General features: G+C 33.1%; 16 protein-coding genes. 5 read left to right on the top strand and 11 right to left on the bottom strand.

Features of this window, described 5'->3' with window-relative positions:
• Window positions 1-14: 14 nt before the first annotated feature.
• Entirely contained in the window at window positions 15-1487 is a 1473-nt protein-coding gene (gene dacB, locus AC1Q7L_RS17895; protein ID WP_492307070.1) for a D-alanyl-D-alanine carboxypeptidase/D-alanyl-D-alanine endopeptidase, read from the bottom strand.
• A 160-nt stretch (window positions 1488-1647) separates the two neighbouring features.
• Window positions 1648-4089 (bottom strand): replication restart helicase PriA, encoded by a 2442-nt coding sequence (priA, locus tag AC1Q7L_RS17900; protein ID WP_492307069.1) that lies wholly within the window; start codon window positions 4087-4089, stop codon window positions 1648-1650.
• 380 nt (window positions 4090-4469) lie between these two features.
• Between priA and AC1Q7L_RS17905 the strand changes: the two genes are divergently transcribed.
• Window positions 4470-4667, top strand: coding sequence for a hypothetical protein (locus AC1Q7L_RS17905; RefSeq protein ID WP_492307068.1), 198 nt, complete (start codon window positions 4470-4472; stop codon window positions 4665-4667).
• Here AC1Q7L_RS17905 and AC1Q7L_RS17910 read toward each other — a convergent pair.
• The 7 genes from AC1Q7L_RS17910 to AC1Q7L_RS17940 form a co-directional block, all read right to left on the bottom strand.
• Entirely contained in the window at window positions 4664-5572 is a 909-nt protein-coding gene (locus AC1Q7L_RS17910) for an AEC family transporter (RefSeq protein ID WP_492307067.1), read from the bottom strand. The two genes, AC1Q7L_RS17905 and AC1Q7L_RS17910, sit on opposite strands and share 4 nt — an antisense overlap.
• A 171-nt stretch (window positions 5573-5743) precedes the next feature.
• A complete protein-coding gene (locus AC1Q7L_RS17915) occupies window positions 5744-8230 on the bottom strand; it encodes a beta-mannosidase (protein WP_492307066.1) in 2487 nt (828 codons plus the stop codon).
• Complete coding sequence (locus AC1Q7L_RS17920) at window positions 8230-8607, bottom strand: GxxExxY protein (protein ID WP_410693541.1); 378 nt, start codon at window positions 8605-8607, stop codon at window positions 8230-8232. Before AC1Q7L_RS17920 ends, AC1Q7L_RS17915 begins: the two co-directional genes overlap by 1 nt.
• Window positions 8608-8794: 187 nt before the next feature.
• Entirely contained in the window at window positions 8795-9457 is a 663-nt protein-coding gene (locus AC1Q7L_RS17925; RefSeq protein WP_492307065.1) for a copper homeostasis protein CutC, read from the bottom strand.
• A gap of 30 nt (window positions 9458-9487) precedes the next feature.
• Entirely contained in the window at window positions 9488-10027 is a 540-nt protein-coding gene (locus AC1Q7L_RS17930) for a hypothetical protein (RefSeq protein ID WP_492307064.1), read from the bottom strand.
• Between the two features lie 81 nt (window positions 10028-10108).
• Window positions 10109-11107: an isoaspartyl peptidase/L-asparaginase family protein gene (locus AC1Q7L_RS17935; protein WP_492307063.1), complete on the bottom strand. Its 999-nt coding sequence runs from the start codon at window positions 11105-11107 to the stop codon at window positions 10109-10111.
• A 229-nt stretch (window positions 11108-11336) separates the two neighbouring features.
• Entirely contained in the window at window positions 11337-13592 is a 2256-nt protein-coding gene (locus tag AC1Q7L_RS17940) for a glycoside hydrolase family 20 protein (RefSeq protein ID WP_492307062.1), read from the bottom strand.
• 105 nt (window positions 13593-13697) lie between these two features.
• Here AC1Q7L_RS17940 and AC1Q7L_RS17945 point away from each other — a divergent pair, with 105 nt between their 5' ends.
• Entirely contained in the window at window positions 13698-14510 is an 813-nt protein-coding gene (locus AC1Q7L_RS17945; protein ID WP_492307061.1) for a DUF4197 domain-containing protein, read from the top strand.
• Between the two features lie 369 nt (window positions 14511-14879).
• A complete protein-coding gene (locus AC1Q7L_RS17950) occupies window positions 14880-15146 on the top strand; it encodes a hypothetical protein (RefSeq protein ID WP_492307060.1) in 267 nt (88 codons plus the stop codon).
• A gap of 65 nt (window positions 15147-15211) precedes the next feature.
• On the opposite strand, the gene AC1Q7L_RS17955 is transcribed toward AC1Q7L_RS17950, so the two are convergent.
• The gene (locus AC1Q7L_RS17955) at window positions 15212-15865 is read right to left on the bottom strand and encodes a CoA transferase subunit B (protein WP_410693548.1); all 654 of its coding nucleotides are present in this window, start codon (window positions 15863-15865) and stop codon (window positions 15212-15214) included.
• A gap of 280 nt (window positions 15866-16145) precedes the next feature.
• On the opposite strand from AC1Q7L_RS17955, the gene AC1Q7L_RS17960 reads away from it, so the two are divergent.
• Window positions 16146-17954 (top strand): ABC transporter ATP-binding protein, encoded by a 1809-nt coding sequence (locus AC1Q7L_RS17960; protein ID WP_492307059.1) that lies wholly within the window; start codon window positions 16146-16148, stop codon window positions 17952-17954.
• Between the two features lie 10 nt (window positions 17955-17964).
• The gene (locus AC1Q7L_RS17965) at window positions 17965-18645 is read left to right on the top strand and encodes a DUF3575 domain-containing protein (protein WP_492307058.1); all 681 of its coding nucleotides are present in this window, start codon (window positions 17965-17967) and stop codon (window positions 18643-18645) included.
• 66 nt (window positions 18646-18711) lie between these two features.
• Here AC1Q7L_RS17965 and AC1Q7L_RS17970 read toward each other — a convergent pair whose 3' ends face one another.
• Entirely contained in the window at window positions 18712-19413 is a 702-nt protein-coding gene (locus tag AC1Q7L_RS17970) for a CoA transferase subunit A (protein WP_492307057.1), read from the bottom strand.
• Between the last annotated feature and the right edge of the window lie 136 nt (window positions 19414-19549).

Here is a 19549-nt window from a genome sequence, read left to right on the forward strand (position 1 = left end):
AAATAAGAATATTTTTAAAGATCTAACGCTGGTTCTAGAATTTTTTCCATTCTTTTCTTCACCATATCCACAGATCCTGAATAATTATTAACTAATAACGAAAATACTAAAGTCTTCCCTGAATTTGTTTTCATATATCCAGCTAACGCTTTCACTTTGTTTAAAGTTCCTGTTTTAGCGAAGATTTGTCCGTTTCCTGTTCCTACGAACATTCTTTTCAAAGTTCCGGACTGTCCACCAATCGGCAATGAAGTTAAATAAGTCTTGTAATATTTTTCATCCATTAAAGATGTTAAATATTTAACCTGAGAAATCGGCGTTACATTATTGCTTCTTGAAAGTCCGCTACCATCAATGTAATTTAATCCCATCATATCAAAACCTTCTGCTTTCAAGTGATTGGTTACTACTACTCTACCAGATTCAGAAGTCTGATCACCCTTACTTTGGAAACCTACTGTTTTCAATAAAGCTTCAGCTAAAGAATTATCACTGTGCTGATTCGTGTAATAAACAATATCACCTAAAGTTGGAGATTTATACGCTGAAACCAATTTTCTGCTTTCAGGAGTAGCATCTGTCATTTTAGGAGTTACTTTTCCGGTAACGCCTATTCCGCTTTTTACCATTGTAGCTCTCAAAGTATTTGCTAAATAAGCTGGCGCATCGGGGAATTTTGTTGTTAAAATTCCGTCACCTTCGTATTTGTCTGCAAAAACCATTTGACTGTTGTAAGGAGAAACATAGAAATATTTCTTCTCTCCTGAGAAACTGTTTCCTTTTTTAACGATCAGTTTTTCGTTGGCAGGATTGATTTCACGAGTTGTACCAACCGGCAAGTAGTAATTATTGTTCTCTAACCAAACAACATTTTCCGGAAGTCTCGAAATGTTACCTTTGAAAAGCGCTGTCTGAATAATAATATCACCATTTACCTTTTTGATTCCCTCACGAGACATCCCACTGATGAAGTCTGAAATAATATCTCTGTAAGAATAAGCTCCGGCTTTGTTCGTCCCTAAAGATGGATCGCCACTACCTACAACATACAGATTTCCATTTAAAACTCCATTTTCGTCTACACTTCCTGAGTATTCCAACTGAGTCATCCAACGATAATTTTCACCTAACAGGTTTAAAGCTGTTTCTGTGGTTAATAATTTTGTTGTAGACGCCGGAACCAGAGGAGTATTTTCGTTGTACGAAGAAATGATCTTCTTCGTTTTCGGGTCATACACTACAAATCCCCAAGTTGCATTTTTCAGCACAGGATCTGCCATCATTGTGTTTACATTAATGTCTACCAGCTCTTTAGCCGACAAAATCGTTTTCTCCACAACCGAAGTAATGGGAGAAGGCAAGTTTAAACTACTTTTTTGATTGTCGTAAGCCTGAGAATAAAGAACGGTAGAAACAGTAGATTGAGCGAGGAATAAACCAGAAGCCAATACTGCTGCACTTGAAAGATATTTTCTGAAATTTACCATCTATTTTGTTTTTGTTTCTTATTTGATTCCAATAAAAACGATTTGTTAAAAATCATTTAATATAAGACTCAAACATTTAATCAACGTCCAAAAGTAGATATTATTGTAATAGGTCGGGCTTTTTTGGGTGATAAAAGACTCTAAATTATGTTAAATATTGTTAAAAATCTACTAAAACGTCTTTTTTGATGCTTTGGTAAGCAGTAATCTCATCAAATTCTTTCAAACTTAACAAAACCATTTCTTTAAATTTTTCATAGTTTTTCCCTCTCGGAAGCTTGAGCATAATTTGGAACTGATAGAGATTATTAAGTCTTGCAATCTGCGCTCTTTCAGGACCTAAAACACAATCTTCCGGAAGATATTTCCTTAAAATAGAGCCTAAAAACTGAGAAGCGCGATCAACTTTATCTTCTCTTCTATGTTTCATTTCGATCATAATCAGCTTTGTGAAAGGCGGATAATGGAATTTCTGACGTTCTGTGAGGAAATATTTATAGATCTTCGCCGTATTGTTCATCTTGATCAACTGAAAAACAGAATGATCCGGATTATAAGTCTGAATTAAAACTTTCCCTTTTCCGGAAACTCTTCCTGCTCTTCCTGAAACCTGGGTAATCAACTGATACGCTCTTTCCTCCGCTCTGAAATCCTGAACATATAATAAAGAATCCGCTTTCGGAATACCTACCAATTCTATATGATCAAAATCCAATCCTTTGGAAATCATTTGAGTACCAACTACAATATCTGTTTCCCGGTCTTCAATTTTCTCGTATAATTTTTCGTAGGCGAATTTCTTACGCATAGAATCCACATCCATTCGATCTACTTCATTTTCAGGGAAAATTTTAGAGATTTCTTCATGAATCTGTTCCACTCCAACTCCTTTTTCATTAAGTTTTTCGGAATGACATTTTGGACAGGCTTTTGGCTTTGATGCTCTCTGACCGCAATAGTGGCATTTCATTTCATTGGCAGCCTTGTGATACGTCATCACAACGTCGCAATTGGAGCAGTAATTAACGTAGCCACAACTTTCACATTCGATAACATTCGCATAACCACGGCGGTTGTGTAGAATTATTGCCTGATTTTTATCGTCTAAAGTTCTCTGGAGTTCTTCAATTAATCGCATGGAAAAATTTCCTGATATCTTTTTAGAATCCTGAGCTTCTTTAAAATTAATTAATTCAAATTCAGGCAAGTTGACATTTCCGAAACGTTCTGTCAGGAAAATATACTTCATCTTCCCTTTTCTTGCTCGATAATAGCTTTCAACAGACGGTGTTGCCGATCCCAAAATCACTCTTGCATCATAGAAACTCGCCAAAACCAACGCGGAATCTTTTCCATTAAAATAAGGAGTAAACTGTTTGTAAGCAGAATCATGCTCTTCATCAACAACAATTAATCCTAAATTTTGATAAGGTAAAAACAAGGAATTTCGTGTTCCGATAAGAATTCGGATATCGTTTTGCTTGATTCTTCTCCAAACTTCTACGCGTTCAAAATCAGTCAGTTTCTGATGATAAAAACCGATTTGTCGTCCGTATTTTTTTTCTAATCTTTGGGTGATTTGCTTGGTTAAAGAAATCTCAGGAAGCAAAAACAAAACATTTTTTCCTTCATTGATACATTCTTCAATTTTATCTAAATAAATATGAGTCTTTCCGGAAGAAGTAACGCCATGAAGCAATACATTTTCCTTTGCTTCAAACGCTTCATCAACCTCAGCTTTTGCTACTTTCTGCAGTTCGGAAAGCTCTTCGATTTCTTCAATTTCGCCATCATAGCTTTCGATTCTGTCTTTCTGCATGTAATATTCTTCAATCAGATTTTTATCTGCTAAAGATTTGAAATGCGAGCTTCCAAAATTACCATCTGCAAATAAGTCGGATTTCTTTATAAAACCTGATGGATCTTCAGTCTGCTTATCCAGAATAATAAGAAAAAGATCTTTCTGTTTAGGAGCCTTGTTCAGTTTTGAAAGGATTTCCGTAAGATTTTGATTATCTAAAACCGATTGATTAATTCTCACATAAGCAACTTCCTTTGCCTTATATTTTTCCGTTATTTTTTCATCAATTTCAATGTATTGAAGGTCAATCAAAGAATTGATGGTTTTAATAATATCCTTTTTTTGAATAAAGGCCTCAATATCTGTAAGATTGATGAGCTGTCTTACTTCTAAGGCCTGAATGAGATACATTTCATTCACATCCAAATTTTCAAAATCAACTGTTACATTGGGTCTTAATTTTAAATAGGTTTCACTTTCCAATTTCAAGGAAGATGGAAATGCGAAACGATAAATTTCGCCAAGACCGCATAAATAATAGTCGGCAAGCCAGTTCCAGAAGTTAATCTGCTCTTTCGGTAAGATCGGAGCATCATCCAACAAACTAATGACTTCTTTAGCAACAAAATTTTCAGGTTCGTTGTCATGAAGTTCAAATACAAGTCCCGTGTATATTTTCTTCCCACCAAAAGGAACTAAAACACGCATTCCAGCTTGAATTACAGACATAAGCTCTTCAGGAACTTTATATGTGAAAGAACCTTTTAAATTTAACGGTAAAACAATTTGGGCGTATCGCAAAGGGAAATATTTAAAGTGTAAAATTAAATGTTTCTTTAGAGAACTGCAATTTTTTCTATTTTTATCGTTCTTATATCAATTTAACTTTTCAATTTAATACAACTAACCATGAAAAAAATCTTTGCATTATTATTTTTATTTCTTCTCACTATTATTCAAGCTCAAGAAAAAACTTCTTTAAATAAGGAAGAAATTACTATTCCGATCGGTAAAAACTTTTACTTAAACCTGAGTTCAAAGGAAACAAAATAATCAATTTTGAAATTATTAAAGAAGAAAATCTTACAGAAAAAATAGATCTTTTTGACAATCTGGAAAATTTTAAGAAAGATAACATAAAAGATAACAGTATTGAACTAACATTTTCCGAAGCTCAAATGATGACATCTTCTGTTTACGCTCTTCTTACAATTCAAAAAACAGGAAAAAAAATGATCTTTAAAGCTAAAATAAGATTAAAAGGAGATAACCAATATCAATCAACTTCTATCTTACCGTCTGCAAGTAACTCTTCACATGTGGAGCAATGGCAAGATAATATTGACTCTATTATTTTGTCTGATTTTGAGTTAAATTAAAATATTAATTCAAGAATATGATACCAAATCGCTGTTGTAAAAAATCCTACAATTATGCTGAATCCTATCGTTAAATTCGTCAGTTTCGTATTTAATCTGAATTGTTCTGCAATAATGCTTGCTGTAACAACGGCCGGCATTGCAGCTTCAAAAATGGTGATTTTTGCAATATTTCCTTTTATTCCTAATAATAAAGCCAATCCTAGCATGATTGCCGGAGCCAAAATCAATTTATACAACATGGAAACTGACATTTGCGGAATTAATTTCTTCCAACCATTGAATTTTAGCTGTAATCCAACCGAAAACAGCGCCAATGGACTTACAGTTGCAGCAAGTTTATCAAAAAATGGTTCTGCTAAAGTGAAATCTATAAATTGAGATAAAATGAGAGCTGCAATACAGCCAACAAGCGGAGGAAAGGTGATCAATCGTTTTAAAATAAATTTTGCACTCACTTGTCCTGATTTGCTTCCTCCTCTTACTGCTGCAATAATTCCTAATGTTGAAAGCGAAAAAAACATGGTTTGATCACAAATGACCGCAATGCTTAAAAGACTTTCTCCATAAAAAGCAGAGATCAAAGGAAATCCGATGAATGAAGTATTGCTGTAACCACTCACCAACTCCATTGTACTCATAGACCGCCTTGAATAGCCTTTGCTTTTACTATAAAACATCATGAAAAAGAAGCAAAAAACCGCTGTCAAAAAAGTGGCTGCAATCGGAAAAAACATTTCTCCTGTCCAATGAATTTTCGGTAAATATTTAAATGAAACCGCCGGAAGCGCAAGATATAAAATCCAGGTATTAATGCCTTTGTGAGCATCGGGATGAATAGATTTTGTTGATTTGAAAATCATTCCCGCCAAAATGCAGACTGCGATCAGAACAAAATTTACCATGTGTAAGAAATATGACGCAAATTTACAGTTGATTTTTGAGTTGAGAATGAAAACTGGTATTTTTTACATAGTTTTTGATGTTTTGAAGGAATCTGAACATTATTTTTATTATTAAATAGTTGAGACTCCTCCGGGGTGACAAAATCTATGAGAATTACATATCTTAAAATATTAATTATTCATTGTATCCCAAAGACTCATCACCTCAAAATCATTCATAGGTTTGGAAAAAGTGATTATTCTTGAATCATTAGGAAACAAATCAAAAAAGTTATCGCTAAAATGATTATCACCCATTAAATAAACATCTTTTGCATAAACATCTGTAGAAACCTGTATCTGAAATGAAGAGACTTTCTGAATTTTTATTTTTGGTTTTGTTAATTTTAAATCTTTCGGTTTGCTGAAAAAATAATGGTTTTTCGACAAGCGAACACCGTTGCCAGTCCATAATTCTAATTTTAAATAGACTTCATTTTTATCCAAATTCTGAAGAAGATCCTGTACATTTACGGGATCAGATTTTAAAATACCTTCAAGATCTTTACCAAAAAAGTTTATTTCATGTTGTTTAATAATTTCACCATTAAATTTGATGACCTGAATTTCTAAACGAACATCTTTATATGTATACAATCCGTCATTAATTAAAGAAAAATTTAGAGCTCCATCTTTCTCATCCGTCAAAATAACCTGATTTTCAAAGCTCCTTTTTACTTGATAATGCAACGCTTTCCAGTTTCCTAAATAATCAATTGACGACCATGAAACTACCGGCCAGCAATCGTTCAACTGCCAATATAAAGTTCCCATATTGTAAGGTTTTGCACGGCGGTGAGCTTCAATGGCGATCTGCATTCCGCGGGCTTGAAGTAACTGAGAAACATAGTTATATTTCACAAAATCTGTTGGAACATTATAGTCGCGTTTCATATACGAGTTAATAATTTCCCAACCTCTGGCGTGTTTTTCGTGAGCTTTAATTGTTCCGTTTTCTAAACTTAAATTGGGAGTTCCAGAAAACATAGATTTTGTAGTTTCCAAAGTCGGCATTCCCTGAAAGCCGTATTCTGAAGCAAATCTTGGAACTTTTTCTTTGTAAATTTCAAATGGTTGCTCTCCCCACCAAACGCCCCAATAATGGGAATCTCCTTCTGTCAAACTTTCTTTATGTCCCCAACCAATCGACGGTGAACTTGGCCAATAGATATTTTTATCAGCAGTTAAGTTTTCTTTTAACGTGTTAGGAATTAATTCTTGAAAAACCTTTTTATAATCTTTCCAAACCTGCAGAGAATCCTCTTTTGAATATTTGAATTGTTTTTGATAACCCCAATTGACAATTGCTTCATCAACTTCATTATTCCCGCACCACAAAGCAATTGACGCATGATTTTGAAGTCGGTTAACCTGATCTTTTACTTCTTCTTTTACATTGTTCAAAAATGCTTCATCAGACGGATAAAAGCTTCCCGCAAACATAAAATCCTGCCAAACCAAGATCCCATTTTCGTCGCAGGCTTTGTAAAATTCATCATCTTCGTAAATTCCTCCGCCCCAGGCACGGATCATATTCATATTCGCTTCCTTGGAATCTTTGATGAGTTTCTGATATTTTTCTTTGGTAATTCTGGGTGAAAAACTATCTGATGGAATCCAGTTTGTACCTTTTGCATACATTGGATTTCCGTTGACTTTAAAATAGAAAGATTTTCCTTTTGCATCTTTTTCCTGAATTAATTCGATTGTTCTTAAGCCAATTCTTTCCGTTTTATTATCTAAATTTTTCGAATCTTTTTGTAGAGAAATTTTAATATCATATAAATTCGGATCTCCCCAACCATTGGGTTGCCAGAGTTTTGGATTGTTAATTGTAAAAGGAATCTGAATTATATTTCTTCCTTTTTTTAATTGAAAATTGTTTGATTGATTGTTAATTAAAACAGAATATTTCCCTTCTTTTCTAGCAACAATTTCGGTTTGAATATTTAATTCTGCTTTTTGTTTTGTTAAACTTTTTTGCTCGATCTTAATATTTTCAACTTTAGCACTATTCCAGAAATTAAGTTTTACATCTTTCCAGATTCCAGCCGTAACCAATCTCGGTCCCCAATCCCATCCAAATTGATATTGCGATTTTCTCACAAAGCTTCTTGGAGATTCCGGCATTGTAAAAGGAACTTTTTTTGCCAATTCTTTTCCGACATTTACAGCTGATTTGAATTTAATCTGTAATAAATTATCTCCGGCTTTTAGATACTTTTTAATGGGAATTTCCCATTTTCTGAACATATTATCTGTTTTCTTTAATAGTTTTCCGTTCAGGTAAATTTCTGAAAACGTATCTAATCCATTAAAAACCAAATCAATATTCTGATTCTTTTTTTCTGTTGAAGAAATTTTAAATAAAGTCTGATAATCCCAATCTTCATTTTCTATCCACTGAACTTTCTTTTCATTTTCATCTTTGTAAGGATCGGGAATGATTTTATTATTCATCAAATCCAAATGAACCGTTCCCGGCACAGTGGCCGTGAGCCATTTATTTTCTTTTGAGTTTTTGAATTGCCATCTTTCAGAAGATAGATTCCGTTCAGAAAACTGTGCAAAAATGATATTTTGAATGAAAAGGAAAGCAAAAAGGATAGTTTTGTTCATTATAAGTTATTTACAATTCTATGAATTCCGTCTTTGATAAGAGGAGTATTAAAGTTAATAAGAAGTCCAAGTTTTAAATTTGTAAATTTTAAATAAGTCAATAGTTGAGAATAAAAAATCGGATGAATTTCTAATGTTGCCTTTATTTCAATAACAACCTTATTTTCTACTATTAAATCAACCTTATAAGCATTTTCAATATTTACTCCTTTATATTTTAAGGGTAGATATAATTGTTGTTTTACATTAAATCCCGATTTTTTCAATTCATATGCTAAAGCTTGTTCATATGCATTTTCTAATAATCCTACTCCTAAATTTCTGTGAACTTCGAGAGCTGATCCTATAATTTTATAGGATAATTCGTTTTCTGTCATTTGTGTTTGTATTTTATTTTTTAACGCAAAGATTATATTTCTTGATGTTAAAATTAAGGAGCAAAGATTAATCAATAAATTGATTTTATTAAGCGTATGTTTTATTTTCAAGCTTCATCAGCGACTTTGTCGCAATTCTTTGCTCCTTAAAAGTAAACCGTCTGTATATTAAACTTTGCGTTTAAAATCAACTGTTTTTCAAAGCTACAACCTCATCAGCATTTGCAAAAGCACCACCATCAGTAATCGCAGAAGAATGAAAATATCCAGCTTTTGTCATCTCTCTGATTTCTTCAATATTTGTTGAACGAAGTCCGCTGCCGACAAGAATCTCAATTCTTCCATTGGATAATTCTACCAGCTTTTTAAGGTTTTCCTTGCCTTCAGAAACATTTGGTTTTTGACCTGAAGTAAGAATTGTTTTAAAACCGCATTCAATTACTTTTTGTAAAGAATTTTCTAAATCTTTTGCTCTGTCGAAAGCACGGTGAAACGTACATTGATAAGGTTTTGCAAGTTCAACCAATTCTTTGTTTTGTTCAATGTTTACCTCATCATTTTTATCTAAAATTCCGAAAACAAAACCGTCAACATTCAATGATTTTAATTGAATTAATTCAAATTTCATTTGTTCAAATTCTGCATCAGAATAGGTGAAATCTCCACCACGAGGGCGAATCATTACAAAAATTGGAATGTCTATTTTTTCTCTAAGCTGTTTTGCAATTTCGAAGTTTGGAGTTGTTCCTCCTTCGCTTAGTCCGTCACATAATTCTATCCTGTCTGCTCCATTTTCAAAAGCAATAATTGCCGATTCTTGGTTGAAGCACGCTATTTCTATTTTTGACATTTCTGAATATTAATTTTTAATTTGAAAATACTATTGAAGGACATCAGCTATACGAAATCCTTCTTTTTCCTTTACTACTTTTACCTGAATTGGATATTCTGCTTTATATTCTTTATCCTCAAGAATTACATCGAACAAATAATTGTTTCCATCTTGGGAAATGAAATTGCATTTTGAAACTTTAATTTCATTCCAGTCTTGTCCGGAAATTAAAAACCCTACATCTATCCCGGCTTTTTTTGTATCAAATTTGTTCTTCCATTTTTGGTCAAATTCCTTTTCTGTAAGACTTCCATCGGTATCCATTTCTACATTGGTAGCATCCATTTTATACTCGTAATAATCTTTGGTAGTAATATTTTGCATCTCTGAATCCATTGTAGAAAGATCTGTTTTAAAGAATTTCTCAATACTTTCTGTCAGCCATTTTTTTGCTTCTTCGGATTCAGTAGGTTCATGCTTTGCAACGATATTTTCTTTTGGAGCTTGATTAACCTTGATAGTTACATTTTTGTTTTCTTCTTTGCAGGAAAGAATTAAAAATAATGACGAAAGAATTATTAATCTCATTGACAGTTAAGTTTTGGCTAAAGCCAATTGAATATATTACATTTTGAAAACGGGCTAAAGCCCGTTCCTATTGATCTTAAATTAGGCTTTCAAAGCAAATTCAGGTTTTTCCAAGCGATTTCCTTTTTGGTCGTAAACCGCAAAATTAAATCCGTCCTGAATACAGTATGAACCATATTCCCCTTTTTTATTAATGGCAATAAAACCAACCTGAATATCTTTTAAATTCTTATTTCTTTTCTTAGTAATTTCTACAATTCGTTCAACGGCTTCTTTACAAGCTTGTTGAGGCTTTTTTCCTTGTCGCATTAATTCAACCACAAGATGAGCCCCAACCATTCTGATTACTTCTTCGCCGTGACCTGTCGCCGTTGCAGCACCTACCTCATTATCAACGAATAAACCCGCTCCGATAATTGGTGAATCTCCTACTCTGCCGTGCATTTTGAAAGCCATTCCGCTGGTTGTACAAGCTCCGGAAAGATTTCCCCGAGCATCCAAAGCAATCATTCCGATTGTGTCGTGATTTTCAATGTTTACGATAGGTTGATATTTACTGTCTTTTAACCATTCTTTCCATTCTTTTTCGGACTCTGGGGTTAAAATATTTTCCTTTTTAAAACCTTGAGAAACCGCAAATTGTAAAGCTCCATCACCCACCAACATGACGTGTGGCGTTTTTTCCATCACGGCTCTGGCAACAGAAATCGGATTTTTAATATTTTCGATACAGGCAACTGAACCAATATTATAATTTTCATCCATAATACAGGCATCCAGCGTCACTCTTCCGTCTCTGTCCGGACGACCGCCGTAGCCAACACTTCTTTCAGTCGGGTCATTTTCAACCAAACGAACGCCTTTTTCTACTGCATCCAAAGCTCGTCCGCCTTTTCCTAAAATCGTCCAAGCTTCTTCATTGGCTTTTAATCCGAAATTCCATGTTGAAAGTACGATTGGTTTATTTACAATTTTATTATCTGTTTGAGGTAAATCTTTAGCAATTAAATCCAATGGATTCAACAATAATGCTGAAGAAGCGAGTGCTGTATTTTTTAGAAATTTTCTACGTGAGTTCATAGGTTTTTATAATATTTAGTTGCAGGTTTTTAAAAACTTATTTAATTTTTTAACCACAAAAGTTACAAAAGATTAACACTTTAGTCATTTTAAGTTGCTCATTGAACTACAGATAAGAACACATAAGTTAAAAATCTTTGATTTTTTCTTTTAGAGGCTTTTGCTTTCGCAAAAATTAAATTTTAATAAGCCCTTAATATCTTTTGAATCTTTTGTGGTTAAAATTATATTAATTTGCTCCGATTTCATCAACAAAGAGCCATGCTTTTGAGTCGGCTCCCGGATTTCCGGCCGGAATAATTCCTGCGTTTTCTATTTTAATTTTAATATATTTTGAGTTTTGATTTCCTACATTTAATTTAATCTTTCCTTTTGCATTCTGAATTTCATCTTTTCCGATTTCTTTAATCATTTTGAAATTTTTATTATCATCAGAAACAAAAATCTGTGCAGATTTTGCCATATGAATCCAGCTTCCCTTATTTTCTAAGGTATTAAAATAAATTTCTGAAAATTGAGTTTTATTTCCTAAATCAATCGTTGCCACAACATCTTTTCCTTGGAAACCTAACCACGTTTTTCCTAACTGTCTTTGATTTCCAATAATTCCATCTATTAAAGTAAAAGCTCCACCAAAAGAATAATTTTCGCTTGGCTGTTGTTCTAACGTAATATTTTTCCCTGTAATCTTTGAAGTTGTAAATTGTTGAGAAGAAATTGCACTTTTCAATTGTCCATTTTCAAAATAAGCCGATTTAATGGTCATTGATTTTGAAACAGGAATCGGATTTTGATAGGTCTGAGAATTTGCAGTCGGATCTGTCCCATCTAAAGTATATCTGATTCCGCTTGGATTTTGTGAGGTTGAAAGTTCGTAAACAACACCATTATTATTCGGAATCACCTTTCCTGAAACGTTATAAATACTTTTAGCATAATTTACGTTCATTTTATCCAAAACTTTGAATTGATTGATCACACGACCTTCAAATTCTTTATAATTTTTAGGGTCAGATGTACCCCAACCTACTTCTGAAAGAGCCATCAATCTTGGAAAAATCATGTATTGAACCTGTTTAAAATCTTCAATATATTCTGTCCATAAATTGGCTTGAACACCTAAAATATATTTTGCCTGCTCAGCATTCAATTCTGTAGGAATCGGGTTGTAAGAATAGACTTTATCTAATGGTGTAAATCCACCAAAAGCGTTTGGTTCAGACTGCGGATCTCCCTGATAATGATCAAAATAACAAAAAGATCCGGGAGTCATTACGGCAAAATGTTTTGATTTTGCGGCTTCAATTCCTCCGTTTACGCCTGTCCAGCTCATTACGGCTGCGTTTGGAGCTAGCCCGCCTTCTAAAATTTCATCCCAGCCAATTATTTTTCTGCCTTTTTTGTTAACATATTTTTCAATTCTGTGGATGAAATAACTTTGTAAACCGTGTTCATCCTTCAAATTATTTTTCTTGATTAATTCCTGACAATGAGCGCATTCCTTCCATCTTGTTTTCGGGCATTCATCACCTCCGATGTGAATATATTGAGATGGAAAAAGCACAATAACCTCATCTAAAACATTCTCTAAAAACTTGAACGTTTCATCTTTCGGACAAAAAACATCATCAAAAACGCCCCATTTTGTAGCAGGTTCGAAAGGCCCTTTTGTACAGGCCAATTCAGGATACGCAGCCAATGCAGCCAATGCGTGACCAGGCATTTCAATTTCAGGAACTACTGTGATATGGCGATCCGTAGCATATTTTACCACATCTTTTATTTGATCTTGTGTATAAAAATAAGGCCCGTAAGGTTTTCCGTCGAAAGTATTATCAACGTAAGCTCCGATCATAGATTCTTTACGTTTTGAACCGATTTGCGTTAATTTCGGATATTTTTTAATTTCAATTCTCCAACCTTGATCGTCTGTTAAATGCCAATGAAATGTATTCAATTTATACATTGCCAGATAATCGATATACTGCTTTACCTCCTCAACCGTGAAGAAATGACGGCAAACATCCAAATGCATTCCGCGCCATGCAAATTTGGGTTGATCTTCAATTTTTAAGGCCGGAATTTTTTTATCTGTTTTATGATCTTCTATTAATTGAATCAATGTTTGAAGTGCTAAAAAATATCCCTGTTTTGTATAAGATTTAATTAAAATCTGTTTTGAATTGATTTCTAGTGAGTAAAACTCATCATTTTGCTGAGAATTAGTCGATTTTGGTAACTGAGAATATACCAAATGAGCCTCTGATTTCCCTGAATTCTGAAATTTCAGAGTTGAACCTTCCTTCTTTTTAAAGTATTCTGTTTCCTCTTTAGGTAAATCACTATTTAACATAATAATGTCTGAAATAGTAAAATTTCCCTCATTTATTTGAACTTTTTGAGGATATGGAATTAAATTCAGTTTTTTTTGAGAAAAAATTGTAGTTGAAACTAGTATAAAAAACACTAAAAAAGCTCGTATCATTGGATTTGATTAAGGTTTTAGCTAATATAATTATTTTCTGAAAACTTCAACAACCTTTTTAACTTATTAAAAAATAAATCATCTAATTTTGCAGAAAAATATACAATGAGAAAAACAATTTTATTAGCCGGCGTACTGCTATTTTCAGTTTCTGCACAGGCGCAAATTTTAGATATTATAAAATCTACAGTAAAAGATAAAACAGGTGTTGACCTTAATAATCCTGTAAAAACAAACACGTCAACCTCTACTACGACGACAACTCCTACAAAATCAACTTCTACATCTCCTATCAGTTTAGGCAGCCTAACTTCTACTCAAATTTCATCTGGATTAAAGGAAGCTTTAAATCTTGGGGTAACTGAAGGGGTGAAAAAATTAGCTGTAACAGACGGATTTTTTAAAAATGAAGCTGTAAAAATTTTAATGCCTGAAAAACTAAGAAAGATTGATACTACACTTCGCGCCATTGGTTTGGGAAGTTTAGCTGATCAAGGGGTGAAATTGTTGAACAGAGCTGCGGAAGATGCAGTGACAGAAGCTACACCGATTTTCGCCAATGCAATTACTTCGATGACGATCACGGATGCAAAAAATATTTTATTGGGATCTAATAATGCCGCAACGACTTATTTGCAGGGTAAAACTCAAAATCAATTATTTACTGCTTTTCAGCCGAAAGTGAAAGCTTCGTTAGGAAAAGTAGGTGCTGATTCGGTTTGGAAAAGTATCATTACGAAATACAATACTTTCACCGGACAAGCTGTAACGACGGATATTAATGAATATGTTACCACAGAAACCATCAACGGAGTTTTTAAAATGGTAGCACAAAAAGAAAGCGGAATCAGAGATACTCCTGCCATGAGAACAACTTCTATTTTACAGAAGGTTTTTGGAGCACAGGACGGTAAATAAATCTTGTTCTCTACATTTAATAAAATCTTAGACATATTAACTCTGCTCATTGGCAGAGTTTTTTGTTTTTTGAAATTTTACGTCTTACAAAATAACCACAGGACGTAATTTCATTGTTATAAAATGAGTTCATTTAAAAGGTGTTTAACAAACTTTAACTTAAAAATAAATCACCTAATATTGAATACTTTTCAAATATTTATTGAAAATGATAAATTACTTTTATTATTTAGTGTTAAATTATTTATTTTTTATTGAATAAAAGACATTCTTATTTATAAGTTAACAAACAGTAAATCAATAAGAAAAACTGACAATTATATAACTCTTTTTTTAATTTATTTTTTATTTTTGCATAAACTAATTATTATGACATTCAGTGAAGCTGTAAGAAGTAAGAAAAAATTCATTACCAATTCTAGTAATTTTATGCAAACTATTTATCATTGTTTAATAATTCCTAGTATAGAAGAAGAGGCTGCAAAATATATTACCGATTTTAAAAATTCACCATCATCTTTTATAGATGAAAGCTGTAAACTTTACAGTTCGGATGAAGATTTTAAATTATGGGTAATTCCCATAAAAGATTTTAAGCATAGCCATGAAAAGGTAATGGTAAAAATATCAGAATAATTTATTTGTCTTCATTACAATATAGAGCTAAAAAAACCTTGTCAGTGACAAGGTTTTTATTTTATTTAGAATTGCATTTCGGGAATTTCACCTTCAATGATCAGATCTGCTTCTGTAGATTTTATAATGTGTTCTACCGAGATTCCCGGTGCTCTTTCCACCAATTTGAAACCTTCAGGAGTAACGTCTAAAACAGCAAGTTCTGTAACTACCCTTTTTACACAATTAACTCCGGTTAAAGGAAGTGTACATTTTTTTAAGATTTTACTTTCTCCGGCTTTGTTTACGTGCATCATCGCAACGATAATATTTTCTGCAGAAGCAACCAAATCCATGGCACCACCCATTCCTTTTACCATTTTTCCCGGGATTTTCCAGTTGGCGATGTCTCCGTTTTCTGAAACTTCCATTGCTCCAAGAATAGTAAGATCTACTTTCTGACCTCTGATCATCCCGAAACTGAACGCAGAGTCGAAGAATGAACCACCTTCTAAAATTGTGATAGTCTGTTTTCCAGCGTTGATGACATCCGCATCCTCTTCACCTTCAAAAGGGAAAGGTCCCATTCCCAACACCCCGTTTTCACTCTGGAATTCTACGGAAATACCGTCTGGAACGTAGTTAGCGACCAAAGTTGGGATTCCTATTCCAAGGTTTACGTAGTAACGGTCTTTGAGTTCTTTTGAAATTCTTTTAGCAATTTGTTCTTTTGTGAGCATATTAAAAACTTAGACTGCAATTTAAATATTTTCACTTGAATACAAAAGCTCTTTATTATTCAAAGTTACTTTGAATACATGCTTTTAATCATAATCCTATTTTTAACGCAAAGCGTGCAACGATTTCTTAACTACTAATTACTTTTAAGATTTGCAAAGGCGTTCTACTCAACTAAGTTCACAAAGATTTTTTCAATTATACCAAATCATGATAATCATAAAATTATTAACACCGTTAGTCAAAATAATATTGTTAATTTTGTGCAATTATTTATTAGAAATGAAAATACTTTTAAAATACCTTAAGCCTTACAAATGGTTGATTGCCTTTTCTTTATTTTTGGCTACCATTAATCAGGTTTTCTCTTTATTTGCTCCAGCCATTACAGGTAATATCCTTGATAAACTGGTTACGCATCCTAACTTTTTTGATAAAGAAAAGCTTCTACCCAGAAATATGGATCAATATTTATATGGAGAAGGAATTTATCATGGTGTATTCTACTTTTTAACATTATTGATTGGAACAGCAATGGTCAGCCGAATTGCGAAAGCTTTTCAGGATTATGCAGTAAGTGTGATTACTCAAAAGTTTGGTGCGAAAATCTTTACAGATGGTTTGAAACACTCAATGGCATTGCCTTATCAGGAATTTGAGGATCAGAGAAGTGGTGAAACGTTGTCAATTTTAACGAAAGTAAGAGAAGATACTGTAAAATTTATCACGAGTTTTATTAATATTTTCTTTGGAATTTTGGTAAGTATTATTTTCGTTTCGGTGTATGCAATTCGTCTTCACTGGTCGATTATGCCTGTTTATATTTGCGGAATTTTTCTGATTGCATTTATTACCAACTTATTAAGTAAAAGAATCAAAAGTATTCAGAAAAATATTGTTTCGGAAACTACAGCTTTAGCAGGAAGTACTACGGAAAGTTTAAGAAATATTGAAATTGTTAAAAGCTTAGGATTAACCAATCAGGAAGTTATCCGTTTGAATAATAACACGTATAAAATCCTTGGACTTGAACTTAGAAAGGTGAAAAGTATCCGTTCTTTAAGTTTTATTCAGGGAACGATGGTGAATTTTCTTCAACAGATGATTACCATGACTTTGTTGTTGTTGATTTTTAAAAACATTGTGACTCCCGGGCAATACTTATCCCTAATGTTTTATGGATTCTTCATTTTCGGCCCGATGCAGGAAATAGGGAACATCATTATTTCTTACCGTGAGGCAGAAGCTTCTCTATTTAATTTTGATAATTTAATGAAAAAAGAGGTGGAAGAAAAACCACTTCATCCAAAACAAATTGGTGCTATTGAAGAATTGGAATTTAAACATGTTTCTTTCAAGCATCAGTCTGCTCAATATAAAGCTTTAAATAATATTTCTTTTGATGTTAAAAACGGGGAAACCATTGCTTTTGTCGGACCAAGTGGTTCAGGGAAAAGTACGTTGGTGAAATTGCTTGTTGGATTGTACAGACCTCAGGAAGGAAATATTTTTTACAATTCGATTAACGGAAAAGAATTTGATTTTGATGAATTAAGAAATCAAATTGGTTTTGTAACCCAAGATACCCAGCTTTTTGCAGGAACCATCAAAGAAAATCTTCTTTTTGTAAATCCTGATGCAACAGAATCGGATCTGGAAATTGCTTTACAGAAATCGAGCTGTACTGCATTACTGGAAAGAGCTGAAAAAGGTATCGAAACCGTTATCGGTGAAGGCGGACTGAAATTAAGTGGTGGTGAAAAGCAAAGAATCGCCATCGCAAGAGCGCTTTTAAGAAAACCTCATTTATTGATTTTTGATGAAGCAACTTCCGCTTTGGACAGTATTACCGAAGAAGAAATTACCTCAACGATAAAAGATATTTCTAAAGAAAAAGAACAAATTACGGTTCTTATTGCGCACCGTTTAAGCACGATTATGCATGCAGATAGAATCTATGTCCTTGAACGTGGACAAGTCATAGAAATGGGTTCTCATGATAATTTAATTGCCGAAAAAGGTTTGTATTACGCGATGTGGAGACAACAGATTGGGGAAAGGAAAATGATGCAAAACGTTGACTTAAAATAAACTAATTTTAATGAAAAAACTTTTAACCATTCTTATTTTAACGTTTTCAATTTTGATTTTTGCCCAAGAATCAAAGGAAAATAATTGGATTTTGAAATTGAACGCAACGCAATTAGTTGATGTCGTTTCTTATCCCACTTTGCAAATTTCTGTTGAAAGAAAAATCAATCCGTACTTCAGTGTGAATGCGGAAGTTGGTTATCAATTATATGATTTTAGCAAACCAGATACAATATTTTTAAAATCAAAAGGTTTTAAAGCCAATCTTGAAGGTCGTGTGTATTTATTCAAAATGCTTCATTCGAGAATTGAATCTAAACGAAATGAATTTTATGTTGGATTGCAATTGTTTTATCGAGAAAACGAGAGTACAAATTCTTTAGATTATTCGCCAAAAGATGATGATACGAAGCAATATACGGATAATTTCGGGACAAAAAGGACAGCAAAAGGTTTCAATGTAACTTTTGGAAATCAAATTTCAGTATCAAAAAAGATCATCTTGGAACCATTTATTGGGTTGGGAATGATGAATCGAAAAATAACAAACAGCGATATTGAATATAATGAGACAAAGGATACCAGAAATGGAACAGGACTAAAACCACTTTTCCAAAAATTAGATCTGGAAGAAAGTTCCGGAAATTTGTTTAATTTTTGTTTTGGGTTGAGGATTGGATATAAACTTTAAAATAAAAAATTACCCCGAAAAATTAAGTTTCGGGGTATTATTTTCTAAGAAAAGTAATGCAAAAGATTATTCTTTCGTTCTAACTGTTCTTTGTTCAATTCTTTTTTCAAATTTTTCTCCCTGGAAAATTCTCTGAATCATAATTCCTGGAATATGAATTTGGTTTGGATCTAATTCTCCCGGTTCTACCAACTCTTCTACTTCAGCAATCGTAATTTTTGCTGCACCAGCCATCGGATGGTTAAAATTTCTTGCAGATCCTTTGAAAATCAGGTTTCCTGCGTGATCACCTTTCCAAGCTTTAACGATAGAAAAATCTGCTTCGTAAGCGTGTTCTAAGATATGAGGTTTCCCTTTAAAATCTTTTACTTCTTTACCCTCCGCCACTTCAGTTCCGAAACCTGCAGGCGTGTAAAAAGCAGGAATTCCAGCCTGAGCGGCTCTGCATTTTTCAGCAAGAGTTCCCTGTGGAGTCAATTCAACGTCTAATTCTCCTGAAAGCATCTGTCTTTCAAACTCAGCATTTTCGCCTACATAAGAAGAGATCATCTTCTTGATTTGTCTTTTATGAAGCAATAACCCCAATCCGAAATCGTCAACACCTGCATTATTTGAAATACATGTTAAATCTTTCACATCGCTTTCTACCAAAGCATTAATTGAGTTTTCAGGAATTCCGCAAAGTCCAAAACCACCCAACATTAAAGTCATTCCATCATTAATTCCGTCGATGGCTTCCTTTGCATTTTTTACTCTTTTATCTATCATGAAATATTAGATTTTTCTGTTGGTTAAATTTAATAATTTTTCTCATAACTACAGTATCAAGGAATTTATTTGAATTTTTATCTAACTTTTTATACATTTGGTAATCATACATTATGTTAAATCCCTCTACAACATA

The sequence above is a fragment of the Chryseobacterium sp. GW823-FHT05E08 genome (genome assembly GCF_058795655.1).

Excerpts from the sequence above, each read along its gene's own strand:
- AC1Q7L_RS17910 (WP_492307067.1), bottom strand. The coding sequence starts at position 5,572 with ATGGTAAATTTTGTTCTGATCGCAGTCTGCATTTTGGCGGGAATGATT.
- AC1Q7L_RS17955 (WP_410693548.1), bottom strand. The coding sequence starts at position 15,865 with ATGCTCACAAAAGAACAAATTGCTAAAAGAATTTCAAAAGAACTCAAA.
- AC1Q7L_RS17950 (WP_492307060.1), top strand. The coding sequence starts at position 14,880 with ATGACATTCAGTGAAGCTGTAAGAAGTAAGAAAAAATTCATTACCAAT.
- AC1Q7L_RS17920 (WP_410693541.1), bottom strand. The coding sequence starts at position 8,607 with ATGACAGAAAACGAATTATCCTATAAAATTATAGGATCAGCTCTCGAA.
- AC1Q7L_RS17960 (WP_492307059.1), top strand. The coding sequence starts at position 16,146 with ATGAAAATACTTTTAAAATACCTTAAGCCTTACAAATGGTTGATTGCC.
- dacB (WP_492307070.1), bottom strand. The coding sequence starts at position 1,487 with ATGGTAAATTTCAGAAAATATCTTTCAAGTGCAGCAGTATTGGCTTCT.
- AC1Q7L_RS17915 (WP_492307066.1), bottom strand. The coding sequence starts at position 8,230 with ATGAACAAAACTATCCTTTTTGCTTTCCTTTTCATTCAAAATATCATT.
- AC1Q7L_RS17930 (WP_492307064.1), bottom strand. The coding sequence starts at position 10,027 with ATGAGATTAATAATTCTTTCGTCATTATTTTTAATTCTTTCCTGCAAA.
- AC1Q7L_RS17935 (WP_492307063.1), bottom strand. The coding sequence starts at position 11,107 with ATGAACTCACGTAGAAAATTTCTAAAAAATACAGCACTCGCTTCTTCA.
- AC1Q7L_RS17970 (WP_492307057.1), bottom strand. The coding sequence starts at position 19,413 with ATGATAGATAAAAGAGTAAAAAATGCAAAGGAAGCCATCGACGGAATT.
- AC1Q7L_RS17940 (WP_492307062.1), bottom strand. The coding sequence starts at position 13,592 with ATGATACGAGCTTTTTTAGTGTTTTTTATACTAGTTTCAACTACAATT.
- AC1Q7L_RS17925 (WP_492307065.1), bottom strand. The coding sequence starts at position 9,457 with ATGTCAAAAATAGAAATAGCGTGCTTCAACCAAGAATCGGCAATTATT.
- AC1Q7L_RS17945 (WP_492307061.1), top strand. The coding sequence starts at position 13,698 with ATGAGAAAAACAATTTTATTAGCCGGCGTACTGCTATTTTCAGTTTCT.
- AC1Q7L_RS17965 (WP_492307058.1), top strand. The coding sequence starts at position 17,965 with ATGAAAAAACTTTTAACCATTCTTATTTTAACGTTTTCAATTTTGATT.
- AC1Q7L_RS17905 (WP_492307068.1), top strand. The coding sequence starts at position 4,470 with ATGACATCTTCTGTTTACGCTCTTCTTACAATTCAAAAAACAGGAAAA.